At 27.5% G+C, this 21,206-nt stretch carries 21 protein-coding genes; 8 read left to right on the top strand and 13 right to left on the bottom strand.

What is annotated here, in order from left to right:
• Window positions 1–140: 140 nt before the first annotated feature.
• Window positions 141–1,958, top strand: coding sequence for a translational GTPase TypA (typA, locus tag ACAN_RS13895; RefSeq protein ID WP_099334877.1), 1,818 nt, complete (start codon window positions 141–143; stop codon window positions 1,956–1,958).
• 203 nt (window positions 1,959–2,161) lie between these two features.
• On the top strand, window positions 2,162–2,575 hold the full coding sequence (locus tag ACAN_RS13890; RefSeq protein ID WP_079578203.1) for an Hsp20/alpha crystallin family protein: 414 nt from the start codon (window positions 2,162–2,164) through the stop codon (window positions 2,573–2,575).
• 50 nt (window positions 2,576–2,625) lie between these two features.
• Here the strand turns inward: ACAN_RS13890 and ACAN_RS13885 are convergent, their stop codons facing one another.
• A complete protein-coding gene (locus ACAN_RS13885) occupies window positions 2,626–2,973 on the bottom strand; it encodes a nitrous oxide-stimulated promoter family protein (RefSeq protein WP_099334878.1) in 348 nt (115 codons plus the stop codon).
• A 61-nt stretch (window positions 2,974–3,034) separates the two neighbouring features.
• Complete coding sequence (locus ACAN_RS13880; RefSeq protein WP_337678311.1) at window positions 3,035–4,153, bottom strand: metallophosphoesterase; 1,119 nt, start codon at window positions 4,151–4,153, stop codon at window positions 3,035–3,037.
• A 124-nt stretch (window positions 4,154–4,277) separates the two neighbouring features.
• Between ACAN_RS13880 and ACAN_RS13875 the strand changes: the two genes are divergently transcribed.
• Complete coding sequence (locus tag ACAN_RS13875; RefSeq protein ID WP_099334880.1) at window positions 4,278–6,818, top strand: methyl-accepting chemotaxis protein; 2,541 nt, start codon at window positions 4,278–4,280, stop codon at window positions 6,816–6,818.
• An 8-nt stretch (window positions 6,819–6,826) separates the two neighbouring features.
• Here ACAN_RS13875 and ACAN_RS13870 read toward each other — a convergent pair whose 3' ends face one another.
• The 9 genes from ACAN_RS13870 to ACAN_RS13830 all read right to left on the bottom strand — a co-directional run bounded on the left by ACAN_RS13870 (window position 6,827) and on the right by ACAN_RS13830 (window position 15,290).
• Window positions 6,827–8,113, bottom strand: coding sequence for an aminotransferase class V-fold PLP-dependent enzyme (locus tag ACAN_RS13870; RefSeq protein ID WP_099334881.1), 1,287 nt, complete (start codon window positions 8,111–8,113; stop codon window positions 6,827–6,829).
• Window positions 8,114–8,161: 48 nt separating this feature from the next.
• On the bottom strand, window positions 8,162–9,262 hold the full coding sequence (locus ACAN_RS13865; protein ID WP_099334882.1) for a nitrite/sulfite reductase: 1,101 nt from the start codon (window positions 9,260–9,262) through the stop codon (window positions 8,162–8,164).
• A 12-nt stretch (window positions 9,263–9,274) separates the two neighbouring features.
• Window positions 9,275–10,684, bottom strand: a complete 1,410-nt coding sequence (cysN, locus tag ACAN_RS13860; protein WP_099334883.1) for a sulfate adenylyltransferase subunit CysN — start codon at window positions 10,682–10,684, stop codon at window positions 9,275–9,277.
• Window position 10,685: 1 nt separating this feature from the next.
• Entirely contained in the window at window positions 10,686–11,597 is a 912-nt protein-coding gene (gene cysD, locus ACAN_RS13855; RefSeq protein WP_079578209.1) for a sulfate adenylyltransferase subunit CysD, read from the bottom strand.
• 64 nt (window positions 11,598–11,661) lie between these two features.
• Entirely contained in the window at window positions 11,662–12,360 is a 699-nt protein-coding gene (locus ACAN_RS13850; protein WP_079578210.1) for a phosphoadenylyl-sulfate reductase, read from the bottom strand.
• An 8-nt stretch (window positions 12,361–12,368) separates the two neighbouring features.
• Window positions 12,369–12,599, bottom strand: coding sequence for a DUF2061 domain-containing protein (locus ACAN_RS13845; RefSeq protein WP_079578211.1), 231 nt, complete (start codon window positions 12,597–12,599; stop codon window positions 12,369–12,371).
• Window positions 12,600–12,646: 47 nt separating this feature from the next.
• Window positions 12,647–13,579, bottom strand: a complete 933-nt coding sequence (gene cysK, locus ACAN_RS13840) for a cysteine synthase A (RefSeq protein WP_079578212.1) — start codon at window positions 13,577–13,579, stop codon at window positions 12,647–12,649.
• Window positions 13,580–13,596: 17 nt separating this feature from the next.
• Window positions 13,597–14,010 carry an RrF2 family transcriptional regulator gene (locus ACAN_RS13835; RefSeq protein WP_079578213.1) on the bottom strand — a complete coding sequence of 138 codons (414 nt, stop codon included), beginning with the start codon at window positions 14,008–14,010 and terminating at the stop codon, window positions 13,597–13,599.
• A gap of 8 nt (window positions 14,011–14,018) precedes the next feature.
• Complete coding sequence (locus ACAN_RS13830) at window positions 14,019–15,290, bottom strand: O-acetylhomoserine aminocarboxypropyltransferase/cysteine synthase family protein (protein WP_099334884.1); 1,272 nt, start codon at window positions 15,288–15,290, stop codon at window positions 14,019–14,021.
• Between the two features lie 348 nt (window positions 15,291–15,638).
• On the opposite strand from ACAN_RS13830, the gene ACAN_RS13825 reads away from it, so the two are divergent.
• The 5 genes from ACAN_RS13825 to ACAN_RS13805 all read left to right on the top strand — a co-directional run bounded on the left by ACAN_RS13825 (window position 15,639) and on the right by ACAN_RS13805 (window position 19,573).
• On the top strand, window positions 15,639–15,959 hold the full coding sequence (locus ACAN_RS13825) for a cupin domain-containing protein (RefSeq protein ID WP_099334885.1): 321 nt from the start codon (window positions 15,639–15,641) through the stop codon (window positions 15,957–15,959).
• Window position 15,960: 1 nt separating this feature from the next.
• Window positions 15,961–17,190 (top strand): BaiN/RdsA family NAD(P)/FAD-dependent oxidoreductase, encoded by a 1,230-nt coding sequence (locus ACAN_RS13820; RefSeq protein ID WP_099334886.1) that lies wholly within the window; start codon window positions 15,961–15,963, stop codon window positions 17,188–17,190.
• A 58-nt stretch (window positions 17,191–17,248) separates the two neighbouring features.
• Window positions 17,249–18,538 (top strand): FAD-binding domain-containing protein, encoded by a 1,290-nt coding sequence (locus tag ACAN_RS13815; protein ID WP_099334887.1) that lies wholly within the window; start codon window positions 17,249–17,251, stop codon window positions 18,536–18,538.
• A 173-nt stretch (window positions 18,539–18,711) separates the two neighbouring features.
• Window positions 18,712–19,080 carry an RNA polymerase-binding protein DksA gene (dksA, locus tag ACAN_RS13810; RefSeq protein ID WP_099309929.1) on the top strand — a complete coding sequence of 123 codons (369 nt, stop codon included), beginning with the start codon at window positions 18,712–18,714 and terminating at the stop codon, window positions 19,078–19,080.
• A gap of 94 nt (window positions 19,081–19,174) precedes the next feature.
• Window positions 19,175–19,573 carry a hypothetical protein gene (locus ACAN_RS13805; protein ID WP_099334888.1) on the top strand — a complete coding sequence of 133 codons (399 nt, stop codon included), beginning with the start codon at window positions 19,175–19,177 and terminating at the stop codon, window positions 19,571–19,573.
• Between the two features lie 25 nt (window positions 19,574–19,598).
• Here the strand turns inward: ACAN_RS13805 and ACAN_RS13800 are convergent, their stop codons facing one another.
• Window positions 19,599–20,756 (bottom strand): multidrug effflux MFS transporter, encoded by a 1,158-nt coding sequence (locus ACAN_RS13800; protein ID WP_099334889.1) that lies wholly within the window; start codon window positions 20,754–20,756, stop codon window positions 19,599–19,601.
• Entirely contained in the window at window positions 20,753–21,187 is a 435-nt protein-coding gene (locus ACAN_RS13795) for a MarR family winged helix-turn-helix transcriptional regulator (protein WP_165773073.1), read from the bottom strand. Before ACAN_RS13795 ends, ACAN_RS13800 begins: the two co-directional genes overlap by 4 nt.
• Window positions 21,188–21,206 lie beyond the last annotated feature (19 nt).

The following is a 21,206-nucleotide window of genomic DNA, read 5'->3' as shown; positions in this document are numbered from 1 at the left end:
TATTTTGAAAATAATAAATATAAATTAAAATTATTATATTTAAAAATATATGAAATTTATTCAAAAGTAATTTATGAAAAAGAGCTTAATTTAAGTTGGTTTTTAGTATAATCGCGGAAAATTAACTTTAAAGAGAATAAATGAGAGATATTAGAAACATTGCAGTTATTGCACACGTTGACCATGGTAAAACTACACTAGTAGATGAACTATTAAAACAATCTGGGACTTTTTCTGCACACCAAGAAGTAGATGAAAGAGTAATGGATAACAATGATATTGAAAAAGAAAGAGGAATTACTATTCTTTCTAAGAACACTGCTATTGATTATGAGGGTGTAAGAATTAATATTATTGATACTCCAGGACATGCTGACTTTGGTGGAGAAGTAGAGAGGGTTTTAAAAATGGTTGACTCTGTATTACTTCTAGTAGATGCACAAGAGGGAGTTATGCCTCAAACGAAATTTGTTGTTAAAAAAACTCTTGAATTAGGACATAGACCAATTGTTGTTGTAAACAAAATTGATAAACCAGCTGGTGAACCTGATAGAGTTGTTGATGAAGTATTTGACCTGTTTGCACAAATGGATGCAACTGAAGAACAACTTGAATTTCCAGTAATTTACGCAGCAGCTAGAGATGGTTATGCTATGCATGAATTAGAAGATGAGAAGAAAGATTTAACTCCTTTATTTGAAACTATTTTAAATGAAGTTCCAAAACCAAAAGGAAGTGAAGAAAACGGACTTCAACTTCAAGTATTTACACTTGATTATGATAACTTTATTGGGAAAATTGGTATTGCAAGAATTTTTAATGGTACTATCACTCAAGGTGAAACTGTTCTTTTATGCAAAGCTGATGGAGAAAAAGTTAAAGGTAGAGTAACTAAGCTTATTGGATTTAAAGGTTTAGATAGAATTGAAGTAAAACAAGCAGGAGCAGGTGATATTGTTGCTGTTGCTGGATTTGAAACTATTGATGTTGGAGATTCATTGTGTGATCCAGCTAATCCAATGCCATTAGATCCTATGCATATTGAAGAGCCAACTCTTTCAGTTACATTTGCAGTAAATGACTCACCATTAGCAGGTACTGAGGGTAAATATGTAACTTCAAATAAAATCCAAGAAAGACTTGATTCTGAAATGAATACAAATATTGCTATGAATTATGAGCAAACAGGTGAGGGTAAATTTAAAGTTAATGGTAGAGGTGAACTTCAAATAACAATTTTGGCTGAAAATATGAGAAGAGAAGGTTTTGAATTTTCTATTGGAAGACCAGAAGTTATTACAAAAGAGGAAAATGGTGTAATATTAGAGCCATTTGAGCATTTAGTAATTGATACACCAAATGATTATACTGGGACTATTATTGAAAAATTAGGTAAAAGAAAAGCTAATATGACAAATATGGTACCAATGGGTACAGGTTCGACAAGATTAGAGTTTGAAATCCCAGCGCGTGGACTTATTGGAATTAGAACTGAATTTTTAACTGATACTAAAGGTGAGGGTGTTATGAACCATTCATTTTTAGATTTTAGACCACATTCAGGTATGGTTGAATCTAGAAAACATGGTGCATTAGTTTCAATGGAAAATGGAGAAGCTTTAGGTTATTCTATTTTTAACTTACAAGATAGAGGGGTTATGTTTATTAAACCTCAGGATAAAGTATATATTGGAATAGTAGTAGGAGAGCATGCAAAATCAAACGATTTAGATGTTAACCCAATCAAAGGAAAAGCACTTACAAATGTAAGAGCAAGTGGAAGTGATGATGCTATTAAACTTGTTCCACCAAGAGTTTTAACATTAGAAAATGCATTAGAGTGGATTGAAGATGATGAGCTTGTTGAGGTTACTCCAAAATCTATTAGAATAAGAAAAAGAGATTTAGATCCAACAGTTAGAAAAAGAAATGCAAAAAAAGTTAAATTTGCTGATTAAAAATAATTAGAATATTAAATTTAGGGAAAGAGTTTTGCTCTTTCCCTTTTTTTATATCTACTTTTAGCACTTATATAAAAAAAGTGCTAAAAAAATATAAAATATTAGCACTTACTATTGACAACTGCTAAAAAAATTTGATATAATTCCAATAACTTGATAGGAAAGATATCAAGAATATCATTTTTAAAAAGGAGTTTAAAATGTTACTTACAAGATTTGACCCATTTAAAGATATTGCAGAATTTGAAAAAAGATTTTATAGTCCAACACAAAAAGAAGGTGTAAGTGGATTTGTTCCTATGGTAAACACAAGAGAAGGTGAATTTGCTTACCATATAGATGTTGATTTACCTGGAGTTAAAAAAGAGAATATTAAAGTAGATATAAATAAAGATGTTGTAACTATTTCAGGTGAGAGAAAAACAAAAGAAGAAATTAAAGAAGAAGATTACTATAAAGTAGAGACATCTTTTGGTAAATTTACAAGAAGCTTTACTCTGCCAGAAAATGCAGATAAAGAGAATATTGATGCTAATTATAATGATGGAGTTTTAGAAGTAATAGTTCCAAAATTAGCAGAAGACAAACATAAAAAAACTATTGAAATTAAATAATATATAAGTAATAGCACCTATTTTTTGAGTAGCTCAAGTAAAGATTTTCTTTACTTGAGCATTTTTTTTAACTTTGATTTTATTGAGTTAAAGCCTAATCTAACTCCACTATATTTCATTATTTTAGCAGTCTTTTTCCATTGAGATTTTTCATAGCAAGGATTTGGACATTTTCTGCATCTTGGCTTTATTTCATGTGGGCATTCTAGCAATCTTTGAAAACAGTATTCAATATCTTCTTTACATTTGGTACATAAATGCAAATCTATTTTAAAATTTCCATCTTTATAAACTAAATTTTTTGTAAAAGAGTTTATATTTTGATGTTTATTTTTACAATAAAGTTCAAAAAACTTCTTTAAAGTATCTATTTCTATTTTAAATTTTTCTTTTGTCATTGTAACTCTTTGTTTTTAATATTTTAAATTTTATAGAAAATAGAAAATAAAAACAATGATACTAATCAATAGAAGTAAGTTTTAAAAGAGTAATTTCTGAACTAGCACCTAATCTCATAGGAGGTCCCCAAAATCCTGTGCCTTTATTTACATAAATTTGAGTTGTATTATTGTGTTTGTATAAACCTCTTATATAAGGTTGTTGAAGTTTTACTAAAAGATTAAATGGTACTATTTGTCCACCATGTGTATGACCACTTAAAATTAAATCAATCTCTTTTGTTGATTTTAATTCCTCAAGATATTTTGGCTGATGGGATAATAAAACTGTTGGTGAATTTTGTTTATTTTTTAAAGCTTTTTTTATATCAGGTTTATAAGAGCCATAGCTATATCCAAAGATATCATAAACTCCAGCAAGGTTAAAACCTAAATTTTTTTCTCCAATATAAACATTTTCATTTTCAAGTACTTTAATTCCTAAAGAGTTGACATAAGTTATAATATTTTCTACTTTATGAAAATATTCATGGTTACCAACTACAAAATAACTACCATATTTTGATTTTAATTTCTTTAATTCATTTAGTGCCTCTTTTGCATAAATTAGATTAGTATCTACTAAATCTCCTGTAATTACAATAATGTCAGCATTTAAAGTATTTATTGTTTTTACAAGTGAAGATATAAAATTCTTATCAACTAAACCACCAATATGAACATCACTTATTTGTACTATATTATAAGGTTTTTTTAAATCCTTTATTTTGACATCAACTTTTTCTATTTCTATATGTTTAGCATTATACATAGCTTTTGCATTAATAGATCCTGCAATTGCAATAGAGCCAATATCTAAACTTCTTTTAAAAAAATCTCTTCTTTTTTCATCTTTTATACTTGTATTAATTAAATAAGAAAAAATATCATAAATTATTGCTGTTGAAAATAGTAAAAATAGTATGCCAATTGGAATACTTAAAAGAAAGTATATTTCATTTGGGACAATAGGATATCGTCTAAAAATCATATATCCTATTATTCCAAAGATATTCATAATTAAAAAGTAATTTAAATAGTTTTTATATCTTTTTTTAAAATGTAATTTTTTAATGAATCTTTTTGAAATATATAAACTCATTAAAATAAACACAATAGTAAAGATTGTTGCAAATATCATAAATCTCATAAAAAATATTATATAGAAAAAAAATAATGTTTACATAAAATTTATCGAATTAAACTATTATAAGAGAATTGAAGATATAATATTTCAGAGTGAATTATAATTTAAGGGAAGTAATATGAAAAATTTTTCTATTTCAAAAAAATTTACATTAGTGTCATTAAGTGTAACAGTTTTGGCAATATTAATTGGGTATTTTACTTTAAATTACTATAAAAATCAGCTAATAAATGATGTTTATAGTAATATAAAAAATGAATTATCTAAAAGTTCAATAGATAGAATTAAAGCAAAATTTGATGTGGGTATATCAAATGCAATTTCAATTGCAAATGATAGTATGATAAAAGAAGCATTAGTTAAAAATGATAGAGATTTAGCAATAAAAGCCTTAGAAAAGTTATCACAAAGTATGAAAAGTAACACTCCTTTTAAAAATATAAAAGTACATATTCATACAAAAGATAACCATTCTTTTTTAAGAAGTTGGAAGCCAAATAAGTTTGGTGATGATTTAAGCTCTTTTAGAGAAAGTGTAGTAAAAGTAAATAGTACAAAAAAAGCCATTAATACTTTTGAAGTTGGGAAAGCTGGTTTAAGTATAAGATCAGTTGTTCCTATATTCTCACATAATGATGAACATATAGGTTCTTTAGAGTTTATGCAAGGAATAAATTCAGTTGCAAAAGCCTTTGATAGTAATAAAGAAGGCTTTGTTTTACTTATGGATAAATCTCTAGCTGTTACTAATATAAATAGTAAAGATGTTTTATGGAACAAGTATCTAATTTCACAAAAATTTATAAATAATAATTTTTTAGAAGATTTAAAAAGTATTGATTTGAATAATTTTTTATCAGAAAAATTATATAGTAGTGAAAAGTATACATATACATATATAGACATAAAAGATTTTGAAAATAATAAAGTAGGTATTGCAATCTCTGCTAAACCTAATAGTATTGTTCATCTAGCTATAAATAAAGCGACAAGCCTTATATTTGTTGCATTGATTATATTAGTTATTTCTTTGATTATTACTTTTATAATTTCATTATTTAATATGAAAACAAATATTATATCTCCTATTAAAAATTTAAAAGCAGCAATTGATAATATAAGAAGTAATAACTCAGATGCAAGTCATATTGATGTTAAAAATCAAGATGAAATAGGTGATGTTGTAAATAGTTTTAACTTATATTTAGATTCTATACAAGAGGGAATTTCAAAAGATAGAGAAGTTATTCATGAAGCAAGAGTTGTAATGGAAAAAGTTAATGCTGGTTTATTTAATGATAAAATTAAAAAAGAGGCAAGTTCTAAAGAGGTTGCTTTATTAATTCATGTTATAAATGATATGATTGAAAAAACAGGGGGTAATTTAAATATTATCTCTAATACATTAGTTGAGCTATCACATGCAAAATATGATACAGAAGTTCCATCAATTAGTGGAGTTACAGGATTAATTGCTTCACTTTTAGATGGTTTAAAAGTAACTCAATCAACTATTTCAGAAGTTATGGCACTAATTGATGATTCAAATTATAAACTTACAAATAGTTCAAATGAATTATCAGATGCATCAAGAAGATTAAGTGAATCTTCAAATATACAAGCAGCTGGACTTGAAGAAACAGCAGCTGCTGTTGAAGAGATAACATCAACTATTTATAAAAGTAGTGAAAATGCCCAAAAAATGAGTCAACATGCAAATGAAGTTACAAAATCAAATGATGATGGTAAAAAACTTGCTCATTTAACAGTTGATACAATGGAAGAGTTAAGCAATGAGGTTATCTCAATTCATGAAGCAATTTCAGTTATTGATCAAATAGCATTTCAAACAAATATTCTTTCATTAAATGCAGCAGTAGAAGCTGCAACTGCAGGAGAAGCTGGTAAAGGTTTTGCTGTTGTTGCACAAGAAGTAAGAAACTTAGCAAATAGAAGTGCAGAAGCTGCAAAAGAGATTAAAGAGTTAGTAGAAAGTGCTACTACAAAAGCGCAACAAAGTAAAGAAGTTACAGATAAAATGTTAAATGGTTATAACCAATTAGATGAAACTATTAAAACTACAATGGATTTAATATCAGAAGTTACAAATGCTTCAAAAGAGCAACAAACAGCTATTACACAGATTAATGACACAGTAAACTCACTAGATAAAGCAACACAAGAAAATGCTTCTCTTGCAACAAAAATTAGTTCAATGGCTCAAAATACACAAAACTTAGTACAAAATTTGGATAATGCAATTAGCAGTACAACATATAATGAAAAATCAAAGAGAAGAATTTGTGACCCAGCAATGATTTTTACGCTAAATAGATTAAAATCAGATCATATCGTATTTAAAAATGAAAATTTTTGTAAATGCAAAATTGGTGCAGATTTTAAAGTAACAAATCATCATAGTTGTAAACTTGGAAAATGGATAGATGAGCATGAGAATGAACCTTATGCTAAATCAAGTGAGTGGCAAGAACTATTAAAATTACATAAAGGTATTCATGAAAAAGTTCAAATAACAGTTGATTATTATGGACAAGGAAAAGATAATAGTGAGATTTTAAATCAAGCACAAGAAGTTGAAAATGATATAACTAGAATTTTTGAAGTTCTAGATAGAATTAAAGAGTTACATTGTGAATAAAGATAGTATCATTTGATACTATCTTTGATAGCTTGAAGTAGATTATCTATATCCTCTTTTTCCATTGTGTAGTGAACTGATACTCTAACCCAACCTGGTTTATTTTCTAAATCAAGTTTTTCAATACCTAATAAATCATGTCCATATGGACCAGCACATGAACAACCAGCTCTTGTTTGAACACCAAAAATATTTGATAGTTTTGCACATAAATCATAAGGACTTAAATCTTTTATATTAAAAGAGACAATACCAATATTTTCAGCTTCTAGATTTCCATAAATTACAATGTTTTCAATCTTTTTTAATTCTTGTATAAAATAGTCTGTAAGTTCATTTTTTTTATTTTTAATATATTCAAAACCTACTTCATTTCTAAGTTGATAAGCAAGTGAGGCTCTAATAAATTGTAAAATTCCAGGAGTTCCTGCATTTTCTCTATTTTCTACTTTTTCATCATATGTTTGTGTATCTTTATTTACATATAAAACAGTACCACCACCTGCAAAAGTAGGGCTTATTTCATTGTTTATTAAGCTTTTTCTTATTACTAAAAGACCACAGCTTCCAGGACCACCTAATAGTTTGTGTGGAGATACAAATAAAGCATCATAATATTTACATTCAACATTCATATAAGGTGAACTAGCTGCTGCATCAAAACAAACAAGAGCATTATATTTTCTTAAAAGTTTAGAAATTGCTTTATAATCACTAATTATTCCTGTAACATTTGAAGCAATACAAAAGCTACCAATTATTTCTCTATTTTCATTTTCTTTAAGTACTTCTTCTAAATGTACTAAATCAACTAATCCATTTTTATCTAATTTTATTCTAACAGATTCACATAAAGCTTCTCTATAGCTAACATCATTTGAGTGATGCTCATATGGTCCAATTATTACTAAAGGAAGTTTTGATTTATCTACATTTATATTAAATCTTTGTTTTGTTGCTGGGGGAATATAAACTCCCATTAATTCTTGAAAATGCTTTATTGCAGCAGTTGCACCACAGCCACCTGGCAAAATAGTGAAGTTTTCATCAAGTTCAAACATTTTTTTAAGATTTTCTCTTGCTTCTTCAAAATAATTGCTAGTAGTATCAGCCATAGAAGCCTCTTTTGAATGTGTATTAGCATAAGTTTGAAGAACTTGATTTATACGAGCTTCTATTGGTTCAAATGCCAAGCCAGAAGCTGTATAGTCAAAATATAAATTTTTGTGTTGACCAATAATATGTTTTTTCAAATCTTTTGAATCAATAATTTTTCTGAATAGATTTTTTTTCATTATACAACTTTTTATAAAAATTTTATTCTAAAGCTATTAAATAAAAAACTAAAAGTTTTGTTTTAACTTTTTTTCAAGCTCTTTTGCATTTTTAGTAGGTACATCTAAAATAATGATATTCTCTTTTGGAGTAATTTTAATCGTTGTTGCTTCATGTTCATTTAATAACGTACACAAGCTTTCTAAACCTTGAGTATTTATATTTTTATCTTTTAATTCAAAGCCAACAAAACTAAAACCATCTTTTATACTATTATATACACCAAAATAGTTTTCAAAATCTTTTTTTGTATCTATAAAGTCATAAGACTCTTTTATTTTAAATGTTAGCTCAGATTGTAAGACATTTATAAATCTTTCAATTCCCCAATCTTTTACTAAACTTGCAAGTTTTGATTGTTTTTCATTTTCTCTAAATCCGTAATCTCTATAGATTTTAGCCACAGCTTTAGCTAGTGAAATAACTTGAGATGGTGCAATATATCCAATGTTATAAATCTTTTCATTAACACCAACATCAACTTTAAATTGAATTTTACCATTAGAACTCTTAATTGCTTTAAAAAATAGATCATTATATTTACAATCTTCATCAACACAGCCACAACCATCAACTAAAATTTTTAGTTCATTTGGTAGATTTACAAAGTTTTTATTAGCTTCAAAAGCTTCATTTAACTCTTTTACAAGTTCACTAACATCTGTTGCTTGATTTTGATTATATCCATTTATAGGGCAAGACATAATATTTGTAGGTACATGACCACTTGCATAAATTGAGTTTAATTCTACACTATTTAAAAGATTAAAAATAGCAGGGATATCAAAAATTTTAATATTATCAAACTCTAAATTTTGTCTTGCAACAAATCTTGCACTATTATTTGTAAACTCTTTAGAAATAGTTGTAATTACTTTTAATTGTTCAAGTGTTAATTTTGCATTTATTATTTTTATTTTTAAAGTAAAACTTGCATTTGAAATATCACTATTTTGTAAAGTTAGTCCATACCATTTAAGTCTTTGTATATCATCTTCTTGTAAGGGTTCACCAAGAACTGCATATAAATAGATGTCCGCAAGGACATCTAATCCACTTTTTTGTTTTTTTATTCTTTCTATTTCATCAAAACTTATTTTTTTCACCATAAGAGTACCTGCTTATTTTATTATTTTTGCATCCCAATGGGGAAAATGTTTTCTAACTAAAGCATTAAATTCAATCTCAAATTCTGAATATTCAGAACTTTTTTTACCTTGTTCTTTTGATTTGTTTCTTATCATTCCAGCACCAACTGTATTATTTGTTATTCTATCAATTATAATAAAACTTCCCATTGTTTTATTTTGATCATATTCATCAAATGCAATCTCTTGGTCTAAATCTAGTTTTGCATGGGCAATTTCATTTAGATTTAAAACATTTGTACTTTCATCTTTATGAAGAGTGTTAACATCTGTTTTATAATAAAATTTATCAATACTTCCTGTAGTAGTTGTTGTTGCTCTTTTAATATTATAAGTTTTTCCTTTTATTAAAGGTTCATCGCTCATCCAAACAATATCTACATCTAAACTACTTGCATGGTCAGGTTGCTCAGCACTTTTAACAATAACATCACCTCTACTAATATCAATCTCATCTTCAAGTGTAAGAGTGATTGATTGTTCAGCATAAGCATAATCTAAATTACCCTCATATGTAACTATTTGTTTAACATGAGAACTTTTCCCTGATGGTAAAACTGTAATTGCATCTCCTACTTGAATAATACCAGAAGCAATAGTCCCACAAAAACCTCTAAAATCAAGATTTGGTCTATTTACATATTGAACAGGTAATCTAAAGTGTTGTAAATCTCTATCTTTTGCTATTTCAATATGTTCTAATGTGTGCATTAAAGTATCACCTTGATACCAAGGAGAAAACTCACTTTTATTTACTACATTATCACCATTTAGTGCAGAAATAGGTATTAAAATAACATCTTCAATTCCTAAACTTTTTGCAAATTTTAAATAATCAGCTTTAATTTGTTCAAACCTATCTTCACTAAAATCAACTAAATCCATTTTATTAACTGCAACTACAATATGTTTAATTCCAAGTAGTTTTGTAATAAATGAGTGTCTTTTAGTTTGTGTTTGAACTCCATATCTAGCATCAATTAAAATAATTGCTAAATTGGCTGTACTAGCTCCTGTTGCCATATTTCTAGTATATTGCTCATGCCCTGGAGTATCTGCAATAATAAATTTTCTTTTATCTGTACTAAAATATCTATATGCAACATCAATAGTAATACCTTGTTCTCTTTCACTTTGAAGTCCATCAACAAGTAAACTTAAATCAAATTCATTATTTGTTGAATTTGTTTTTTTTGAATCATTTTTAATTGCTGCTAATTGGTCTTCAAAAATCATTTTAGAATCATGTAAAAGTCTTCCAATAAGAGTTGATTTTCCATCATCAACACTTCCACAAGTGATAAATTTTAGTAACTCTTTATTTTCATGCTCTTTTAAATACTCTTGTATATTTGATGCTATTAAATCAGATTGATGTGCCATTTTAAAAATACCCCTCTATTTTTTTCTTTTCCATTGACCCCGCTTGGTCACTATCAATTACTCTTCCTTGTCTTTCACTTGTTTTAGTAAGTAACATCTCTTGAATAATTTCAGGCAGAGTTGTTGCAGTACTTTCAACTGCACCTGTTAGAGGATAACAACCTAAAGTTCTAAATCTAACAATCTCTTCTTTTATCTCTTCACCATCTTCAATTGGCATTCTGTCATCATCTACCATGATTTTCACACCATCTTTTTCTACAACAGGTCTTTTTTTAGCAAAATATAATGGAACAATAGGTATTTGCTCTAAATATATATATTGCCAAATATCAAGTTCTGTCCAATTTGAAAGAGGAAAAACTCTTATTGATTCATTTTTATGTACTCTTCCATTATAAATATTCCAAAGTTCTGGTCTTTGGTTTTTTGGATCCCATCTATGATTTTTATCTCTAAATGAGTATATTCTCTCTTTTGCTCTACTTTTTTCTTCATCTCTTCTAGCCCCACCAAATACAGCATCAAATCTATATTTATTTAGCGCTTGTTTTAACCCTTGAGTTTTCATAATATCTGTATGAACTGCACTTCCATGGGAAAATGGTCCAATTCCTTGGTCAACTCCCTCTTGGTTTACATGTACTAATAACTCAACTCCTAACTCTTTAGCTCTTTTATCTCTAAATTCAATCATCTCCTTAAATTTCCATGTTGTATCAACATGAAGTAAAGGAAATGGCAGTTTTGCAGGTGCAAATGCCTTTACAGCAAGGTGAAGCATAACAGCCGAATCTTTACCAATTGAGTAAAGCATTGCTGGGTTATTAAACTCTGCTACAACCTCTCTTATAATATGAATTGACTCAGCTTCAAGTTGTTTTAAGTGAGTTAATCTTTTTGTATCTAACATAATCTCTCCATCAAATTAAAAACTATTTAATATATTTCAAATTAAAGGTTTGAATATACCACCACTATTTTTTGTGTAAACCACACTCTTTGTGTTCAGGGTTTTCCCACCACCATCTACCAGCTCTTATATCTTCACCGTCCTTAACGGCTCTAGTACAGGGTGCACAGCCAATACTTGGATAACCTTTGTCATGAAGCTTATTGTATGGAACGCTATTTGCTTTTATATAATCCCATACATCTTCTTCACTCCAATTTATCAAAGGATTTACTTTTATTAGTTTAAAAGCTTCATCCCACTCTACTAATTTCATATCTTCTCTTGTAATACTTTGAGAACTTCTAAGTCCTGTAAACCAAACATCAAGACCTTTTAAAGCTCTTTTTAATGGTTCAATTTTTCTAATACTACAACATCTTTTTCTATTTTCTATACTTTCAAAATGACCGTTAATACCTTGAGTTTTATATAGTTCTTCTACATTATCAAGATTGGGAAAGTAAACATCAAGTTTTACACCATATTTCAAATTTGTTGCATCCATCACATCATATGTTTCAGGATTTAATCTTGCTGTATCTAATGTAAATACTTTTGAAGATTTATCAATTTTAAAAATTATATCTGTTAAAACTTGATCTTCAGCTCCTAAACTTGAGGCTAGGGCAACTTTATTTTTGTATTGATTTAAAAAAAACTCAATCACTTCTTGTGTAGAAGAGTTTTTTAATTGTTCATTTAATTCATCTATAATATTCATAAACATACCTAAATTTGATAATCATTTTGTGTAGGTTTTACTCTACCTAATGGAATTTTATTCCATGCTCTTTCATGAAAATAGTAAAGAATCATTTTTGTAACCACTTCAATAGAGCCAATTGATGCAGCCATTACTAAATTACCTGTAATAAAGTAAGAAATAATTATAGTATCTAATGTTCCAAGTGTTCTCCAAGAGACTGTTTTTACAATTGATCTGTAGGGCTTTTCATGCATTTTAATTCCTCATATGCCTTAGGTTTTTCATATGAGGATGAGTATTTTTACTCATCGTCATATTCATATAGTCCTGAGCTTAGGTATCTTTCTCCTGTATCACAAAGAATTGTAACAATAGTTTTACCTTTATTCTCAGGTCTTGAAGCAACTAATTCAGCTACTTTTACATTTGCACCAGCAGATACTCCAATTAATAAACCTTCTTCTTTTGCTAATGCTCTTGAAGCTTCAATTGAGTCTTCATTTGAAACTTGAATTACTTCATCATATACTTTTGTATTTAATATATCTGGAACAAATCCAGCACCAATACCTTGAATTTTATGAGGACCTGGTTTCCCTCCACTTAATACAGGTGATGCTTCAGGCTCAACTGCAATAACTTGAATATTTGGATTGTGTTGTTTTAAAACTTCACCTGTTCCTGTAATAGTTCCACCTGTACCAATTGCAGCTACTAAAATATCAATTTTCCCATCTGTTGCTTCTAAAATTTCTTTAGCTGTTGTTTGTCTATGAATTTCTGGATTTGCTTCATTTGCAAACTGTTGTGGTACAAATGAATTCTCTATTTCTTGACTTAATTCATTTGCTTTATCAACAGCACCTTTCATTCCTTTTTCTGGTTCAGTTAATACAAGTTGTGCACCTAATGCTTTTAGTAACTTTCTTCTTTCAATACTCATAGAACTTGGCATTGTAAGAACTAATTTTATTCCAAGACCTGCACAAACAGAAGCTAGTGCAATACCTGTATTTCCACTTGTTGGTTCAATTACTGTTGTATTTTCATCAATTAAACCTTTTTCAAGTGCTGATTTAATCATGTTTGTTCCAATTCTATCTTTAACAGAATGAGTAGGATTCATAAATTCACATTTACCTAAAACTGTTGCTTCACTTCTTTTACTAGCACCTTGAAGTTGTACTAAAGGTGTATTTCCTATTAATTCTGTAACATTTTTTGCGTATTTCATCATAAACTCCTTGTAATTTATATACTATAGTGTAAAAATTGATTATATTTCTCTTGATATTCATCTAACTTTGAAAGATTAACATCAAAATATCTTTTCATATTTGCTTTCGCATCATCAAAGAAAAGATTTAATATAGGATTTTGACTTCTTTGATCAATGATTTTTAAATCATCTTCTAAAACTGAAAGTATCTCACCTATATTTATCTCTTCTGGCTTTTGGGCTAAAACATACCCACCTTTTGCTCCTCTAATACTTTTAACTAATCCTGCTCGTCTTAGTTTACCTAGAAGTTGTTCTAAGTAGTTTTGAGGAATTTGTGCATTTTTTGAAATCTCTTTGATTTGCATGGGAGTATCCTTTTTGTGTTTACTTAACTCATGCATGGCCATAAGACCATATACTCCCTTTGTTGATATTAATGGCATTTAGTTTCCTACTTATTTATCGCCTGATCTAAATCAGCGATTAAATCAGTTGTATTTTCTAAACCTATGCTTAATCTAACTGTTGCTGGATTAATTCCTGCTTCTATTAACTCTTTCTCATTCATTTGTGAGTGAGTTGTACTTGCTGGGTGTGTAATAAGTGATTTACTATCACCTATATTTACTACAACACTAAATAGTTTTGTACTATCAATAATCTTTCTTGCTTCTTCAAAACTTTCTGCTTCAAAAGATATAAGTCCAGAAGCTTTTCCACCTTTAAAATATTTTTGAGCTTTTTCATGATGCTCGTTTGATTCTAAACCTGGATAGTTTACTGCTTTAACTTTTGGATTAGACTCTAAATATTTTGCAACTTCAAGTGCATTATCAGAGTGTTTATCAACTCTTAACGCTAAAGTCTCTAATGTTTGAATTAAAAGCCAAGAGTTATGAGGAGATTGTGTTGCTCCAATATCTCTTAATAATGCAAGTCTAATTCTTAAACAAAAGTTTGGTAATGGAACATCTGTATAAACTAATCCATGATAACTCTCATCAGGTGTTGTAAAGTGATAGTATCTTTTATCATTTTGTTTAAAAAATTCTGCAAGTCCATCTCTTTCTACAACCATTCCACCAATTGCTGTACCTTGACCATTTACATATTTTGAAGTTGAGTGAACAACTACATCAACTCCCCATTCAATTGGGTTAAATAGTGCAGGTGTAGCAACAGTGTTATCACAAACTGTTAAAACTCCATTTCTTTTTGCAATCTCTACAACTTTCTCAACATCTGTTATTGCAATTTGTGGATTTGATAGTGATTCAAAGAAGATAGCTTTTGTTTTATCATCTATTTGCTCTTCTAAATTACTAGCATCTTTACTTTTAAATACTCTTGCTTCAATTCCAAATCTTTTAAGTGTATGAGCAAGTAAAGTAACAGCTCCACCATAAAGTTTATCAGAAATGATAATATTATCTCCAGCTTCTGCGACATTTACAATGGCATAAAAAATAGCTGCTTGGCCGCTTGCTGTACTAATAGCAGCAGCACCACCTTCTAAAGCTGCAAATCTTTGTTCTAAAACATCCGATGTTGGATTTGTAAGTCTTCCATAAATAGGACCTAACTCTTTTAGTGCAAATAAGTTTGCAGCATGTTCTGAATCTCTAAAAGCATATGCTGTTGTTTGAGCTATTGGAACACTCATTGATCCATAGCCTTCTTTTTTATCATATCCAGCATGTAGTGCAATTGTCTCTTTTTGCATTTTCTTCCCTTTTTGATTTTTATGTTGAAATTCTATACTATTTCATTTTTAATGTCAAGTTAAATCATTGGGTTTATATTAAAAGCTTGTTATAAAGGCTTTTAAATATTGCCAATTATTTTAGTCAAGTTTGTTTTAAAAACTTTTATAAACTTATTCTAGATACCAAAAAATAGTATGTTTAAAAGAGTATCATAAAATAAATAAAGATGAATAAAAGATAAAAAAATATTAGATAACAAATTTTAAAAAAAAGTCAAAATAATAAAGTTGATTAAATTAGTATAGATTATATATGTGGAAAATTTAGTTTAATTTGTTATAATCTTATAACAATAAAGGATAAAAATGCAAATAGAAAATTTATTTGAAAATATAAAAATTGATAAAAAAGCAGAACAGTTTATCTCTTTATTTGAAAATAAAAATATAAAAATTGAAAAAATTGTATCAAATGGACAAGCAAGTGCTAAAGGTTTTTGGTATGAACAAGAAGAAAATGAGTTTGTATTACTTTTAGATGGATATGCAATAATAGAGTTTGAAGATGAACAAGTAGAGTTAAATAAAGGTGATTTTATAAATATAAAGTCTTATAAAAAACATAGGGTAAAATATACTTGCGAAGAAAAGCCAACGATTTGGCTAGCAATTTATTACAAGGATTGATTTGAAAATAGCAATTATTGGTGGTGGTGCAGCTGGAGTTATAGCTGCAATTACTGCAAAAAGATTAAATAGAAAAATAGATATTGATATATTTGATATAAATAAAGGAATTGGAAAAAAAATACTTGCTTCTGGAAATGGAAGATGTAATATTTCAAATACTTCTATTACACAAGATAATTATATAGGAGAGAATCCAAGTTTTATAAATCAAGCATTAAAAGAGTTTGACTTTAAAGCCTTTGAAAATTTTTGTAAAAGTATAGGTTTGATTTTAGACATAAAAAGTAGTTGTAAAGTTTATCCTTTATCAAATGAAGCTAAATCTGTTGTTAACTTACTTGAAAATGAACTAATAAATTTAGGTATAAATCAAATATTAGAAACAAAAATAGTAGATATCAAAAAGAACAATGAAAAGTTTATTTTACAATCACTTAATAAAGAGTTTGATAACTATGATAAAGTTCTTATAAGTAGTGGTTTACAAGCAGCACCACAGTTAAACTCAACAGAAGATGGTATATCAATTGCTACAAATTTTAAACATAGTTTTAATCCTACATATCCATCACTAGTTGGTTTGCATACTAATTTTGAATTTAAAAGTAAACTACAAGGAGTAAAAAAAGAATCAACTGTATCTTTATATATAGATAAACAAAAAGAAAAAGAGATTACAGGAGATGTTCTCTTTACTAAATATGGTGTATCAGGATTTGCTATTTTAGATATATCTCAATATGCAGTCTATGCTTTGAGTTTATATCAAGATGTTGCTATTTCTATTAATTTTTTTCCAAATCTTACAAAAAATGAGTTATTAGGAACTTTAGAAAATCTATTTAAAACATTAAAACATAGTGATGCATATATAGCTTTAAGTGGTATTGTATCAAGAAAATTAGCATTAGTATTACTTGAACTAAATAATATTGATAAAGAGTTAAAAGCTAAAGATATAAATGCAAAACAAATAAGAGCAATAGTTAATAGTTTAACGAACTTAAGATTTAAAATAGAAGATACTCAAGGTTTTAAACATGCAGAAGCAAGTGGTGGAGGAGTAAGAACTGATGAGATTGATAATAAAACATATGAGAGTAAGCTTTGTAAAAACCTATATTTCGCAGGAGAAGTTTTAGATATAGTTGGAAATAGAGGGGGGTATAACCTTCATTTTGCTTGGGCTAGTGGATACTTAGCTGGAAAGTCACTTGCAAAACTTTAGTATTTTATCTTACAAAAAAACTATATTAAAAAACTAAACTCTTAAATATACTATTATTATGAAAATAGCAATAGTAATATTTAGAAATAATCTAAGAGTAAAAGATAATTATGCTTTATATAATGCAACAAAATACAATAGTGTAGTTTTAGGTTTATATAGTACACAAATTACAAAAGGTGAAAACTATAATTTTAAAGCTTGCCAAGTATATAGACAAAATTTTATAAATGAGACTTTATTAAACTTACAAGAAGACTTAACTAATTATGGAGTTAATTTATCAATAGTTGATGATATACAAATTGCATTAGAAAAGTTAAGTAAACAGTATGAAATAAAGATATATTTTGATGAAGAAGTTGGAACATATGAAAAAGAGTTTGAAGATATTTTAAAAAAGTATAAACATAAAAGCTTTTTTAATCAAACCATGATTGAGCCATTTTATTTTGATTATAAAAAAAGCTTTAGTCATTTTAGAAAAAAAGCACAAAAACAAAAGATTTTAGCACCTTTAAAAAATCCAAGAAAAGTTAAATCAATAGAGTTTGAAACAAAGCAATTAGAAATAGTTGATCTAAAAATGCCAAACTTTGCAATAAAATTTAAAGCAGGTGAATCTGAAGCATTAAAAAGAGTTAAATACTATATGCAGTATATTCACTCTTATAAAAAAACAAGAAATGAAATGTTAGGTTTTGATAATTCAACAAAATTTTCAACATATTTAAGCATTGGTGCTATTAGTGCAAGAACTATTTATCATGAATTAAAGCAAGAAGAACAAAGAAGTTTTGAAAGTGAATCTTCTTATTGGATATATTTTGAATTATTGTGGAGAGATTTTTTTCATTTAGTTATGTATTATTCAAAAAATGCACTATTTTTAAAAAAAGCTTTGCAAGATAAAGATTATAATTTTAAAACAACTAAAAGTTTAATAAATAATTTTATTAATGCAAACACCCATATTGATATAATAGATGCAAGTATCGTGGAGTTAAAATCAACAGGTTGGTTAAGTAATAGAAATAGACAGCTTTTAGCAAACTATCTTATTAAAACTTTAGGGATAGATTTTAGAATTGTTGCAGCTTTTTTTGAAAGCTATTTAATTGATTATAATCCTGCTTCAAATTATGGAAATATTGCATATCAAGCATTTGTTGGAAATGATAAAACTTATAGAGTTTTTGATGTAATTAGGCAATCTAAACAATATAATGGAAGAGTTTATATAAATAAATGGCTAAATAAAGAAGAACAAGAGCCAAACTTTGATTATAAGAAAATGGCTGATGAGGTTAAACAAACAGTTTATTGTATTGAAAATAGTTCTCAATAACAACTTATAGTTAGATTATAAATACAAAAATAATTTTATTATAATAGGTTAATAATATAACTTTAAATTATATTATTAGTGTTTAAAAATAAATTTTAACTAAAAATATCCTTAAATTTATCTGCAACACAGTTGCATTTAAGTATAATTCGCGAAAATTTTTAGGATGTGTTATGGCAGGAAGAGTTTTAAATCAAAAACAAGTTGAAGAGATAAAAGTTTTATTAGTTCAAAATAAAGAAAAAATTGAAAAAACATTAAGAACTATGGATACAGAGCATGAGACATTAAATACTATGGATTTAAATGATGATGCAGACTTTGCAGCAGCTAGCAGAGATTACTCAACAGATATTCATATAAAACAACAACAACTAAAAGAGTTAGAATTAATTAACAAATCATTAAAGAAAATAGAAAAAGGCGAGTATACAGGACTTTGCGATATGTGTGATAGTGAGATTACAATAAAAAGATTAAGAGTTAAGCCCCATGCAAGATATTGTATTGATTGTAGAAGTTATATAGATAATGAAAATTAATTTGTAAAAGTTAATTTTACTATTAATATATAAAGCTTTTAATTATATTTCTTGTATATAATTATAAGATTACTTGTAGCTTAAGGGAGAAATAATGAATATAGAAAAAGAGAACTTTGAAATTTCAAGTGAGCCTATAACCAAAAGTGAAAAAAAATTAGTACAACAACAATTTAATACAAATGTAGCTTTCTATGTGCACTTAAAAGAGTATAATAGTGGTGTAAGAGAAGAGCTTATTAGAAGAATTGAAGAAGTATTTTTCTTTGCAAAAGGTATTGACTGGAAGTTTGATAGTTTTGGTATAGAAAAAGCAGGTTCTAGAGGAACTAATATTCTTGGGTATTTTATCTTTAGAAGTGCTGATGCGAAAAAATTACAAGACTTTTTTATACAAGAATTCAAAGATTATAATAATGCATTAAAAATTACTTGCTCTATTGCTAAATATGAAAAAGTAGATGAGAAGTTTTTTCAAATAGGAGTAGAATAAGTTTTAAGTAAAGAGAATAAACTCTTTACTTAAATTTATATGTACGAATAATTAAATAAGCAACTAATGAAATAGTTGCAATACTAGCTCCAATTGGCATAAATGTTTGTGTATGAAACATCAAAGCAATTGAAGAAATCAATGCTCCTAATCCAAACTGTAATACTCCAATAACAGATGATGCAACTCCAGCATTTTTAGAAAAATGCTCCATTGCGAGTGCTGTTGAATTACCAAAAATAAATGCCATCATACTCATATATGTAGCAATTAAAATAACTGTAGTAATAATTGATATTCCTTGAGCTAAAGTCATCAATAGTATCCCAGCAACTATTTGAATAATTATTGTATATTTAATCAATTCTAATTGTGTAAAATATTTTAAAAGCATCACATTTACTCTAATCATTGCCATTAATACCAAAAAGTTAATTCCAAAGAAAAATGGAAAATAATCAGTTGAGATATTAAAGTATTCAATATATATAAATGAAGATTTTGCAACTAAAATAAAAAAACCTGAAAAACAAATTGCTAAAGTAAGCATGGCTTTCATAGCCATTTTGTTTTTTAAGACAGCTTTGTATGATTCTATTACTTTTTGATTAGTATATGTAAAAGTTTCATTTAAATCTTTATAAACCCATAAAGCAACCAAAAGAGAGTATACACATAAAAATACAAATACTGCTTTCCATGAATAAAAATGTATTATAAATGAGCCAATTGCAGGAGCTGCAAGGGGAGCAATACTTCTTACTGTACCAATTAATGAAAATATCTTAGCAGCTTCTTTACCATGAAATAAATCCCTTACAACAGCATTTGCATTTACAACTACAAAGCCACCAAAAAATGCTTCAAAAAATCTAAATATCCATAATTCATATACTGATGAACTTAAAATTATTAAAAAACTAAAAAAACTAAATCCTATAAGGCCTATAATTGAAGATTTTCTTCTTCCAATTCTATCTGAAAAAGTTCCTCCAAAAATTTGACCAATTGAAAAACCTATTAAAAATATTGATAATGTTAATTCTATTTTTTCTATACTTACGTTAAAGTCAGTTGCTATTGTTGGTATTGATGGTATGTATGTATCTATTGCAATAGGTGCAACTGAAGATAAAACGGCTAATAAAATAATTAAATATATATGACCTATTGATTTTCTCAAAAATCCTCCTTGATAGTATTTGATACTTTATTTAAAAGTTCAAATAATTTATTTATTTCTTTTTCTTCTAAATTAGAGTTTATTCTTTTTCTAAACTCAATTACACAATTTTGACTTGCTTGAAGCACATCTTTGCCTTTTTGTGTAAGTTTAATTATATTTACTCTTTTATCTTTTATTTGACAATCTCTTATTATTAAACCTTTTTTTTCTAGTGAGTTTAATGATCTACAGATTGTAGTTTTATTTTTTCCTAAAATTGATGCAATTTTTGTTTGACTAACTTCATTATCATTACTTATTATTTCAAGTGTTGCTCTTTGTTCTGGGGCAATATCATATTGTGATAGTAATTGAACAAATTGATAATTTAGTCTATTTGCTGTTTGACTTATTTTAAAGCCAAGTGAGTTTTCAAGTTTATCATGCATTTTTAACTCCTTATGTTGC

The sequence above is a fragment of the Malaciobacter canalis genome, from assembly GCF_008000835.1.
Classification (GTDB): domain Bacteria; phylum Campylobacterota; class Campylobacteria; order Campylobacterales; family Arcobacteraceae; genus Malaciobacter; species Malaciobacter canalis.
The sequence above is the reverse complement of the archived record's forward strand: the minus strand, read 5'-3'. Positions and strand labels throughout refer to the sequence as shown.

Bases quoted from the DNA above. Each gene is read 5' to 3' on its own strand.
- typA (WP_099334877.1), top strand. From the start codon at position 141: ATGAGAGATATTAGAAACATTGCAGTTATTGCACACGTTGACCATGGT.
- ACAN_RS13830 (WP_099334884.1), bottom strand. From the start codon at position 15,290: ATGCAAAAAGAGACAATTGCACTACATGCTGGATATGATAAAAAAGAA.
- ACAN_RS13890 (WP_079578203.1), top strand. From the start codon at position 2,162: ATGTTACTTACAAGATTTGACCCATTTAAAGATATTGCAGAATTTGAA.
- ACAN_RS13875 (WP_099334880.1), top strand. From the start codon at position 4,278: ATGAAAAATTTTTCTATTTCAAAAAAATTTACATTAGTGTCATTAAGT.
- ACAN_RS13825 (WP_099334885.1), top strand. From the start codon at position 15,639: ATGCAAATAGAAAATTTATTTGAAAATATAAAAATTGATAAAAAAGCA.
- ACAN_RS13835 (WP_079578213.1), bottom strand. From the start codon at position 14,010: ATGCCATTAATATCAACAAAGGGAGTATATGGTCTTATGGCCATGCAT.
- cysD (WP_079578209.1), bottom strand. From the start codon at position 11,597: ATGTTAGATACAAAAAGATTAACTCACTTAAAACAACTTGAAGCTGAG.
- ACAN_RS13845 (WP_079578211.1), bottom strand. From the start codon at position 12,599: ATGCATGAAAAGCCCTACAGATCAATTGTAAAAACAGTCTCTTGGAGA.
- ACAN_RS13805 (WP_099334888.1), top strand. From the start codon at position 19,175: ATGAATATAGAAAAAGAGAACTTTGAAATTTCAAGTGAGCCTATAACC.
- cysN (WP_099334883.1), bottom strand. From the start codon at position 10,684: ATGGCACATCAATCTGATTTAATAGCATCAAATATACAAGAGTATTTA.
- dksA (WP_099309929.1), top strand. From the start codon at position 18,712: ATGGCAGGAAGAGTTTTAAATCAAAAACAAGTTGAAGAGATAAAAGTT.
- ACAN_RS13850 (WP_079578210.1), bottom strand. From the start codon at position 12,360: ATGAATATTATAGATGAATTAAATGAACAATTAAAAAACTCTTCTACA.
- ACAN_RS13795 (WP_165773073.1), bottom strand. From the start codon at position 21,187: ATGCATGATAAACTTGAAAACTCACTTGGCTTTAAAATAAGTCAAACA.
- ACAN_RS13865 (WP_099334882.1), bottom strand. From the start codon at position 9,262: ATGGTGAAAAAAATAAGTTTTGATGAAATAGAAAGAATAAAAAAACAA.
- ACAN_RS13880 (WP_337678311.1), bottom strand. From the start codon at position 4,153: ATGATATTTGCAACAATCTTTACTATTGTGTTTATTTTAATGAGTTTA.
- ACAN_RS13870 (WP_099334881.1), bottom strand. From the start codon at position 8,113: ATGAAAAAAAATCTATTCAGAAAAATTATTGATTCAAAAGATTTGAAA.
- cysK (WP_079578212.1), bottom strand. From the start codon at position 13,579: ATGAAATACGCAAAAAATGTTACAGAATTAATAGGAAATACACCTTTA.
- ACAN_RS13815 (WP_099334887.1), top strand. From the start codon at position 17,249: ATGAAAATAGCAATAGTAATATTTAGAAATAATCTAAGAGTAAAAGAT.
- ACAN_RS13885 (WP_099334878.1), bottom strand. From the start codon at position 2,973: ATGACAAAAGAAAAATTTAAAATAGAAATAGATACTTTAAAGAAGTTT.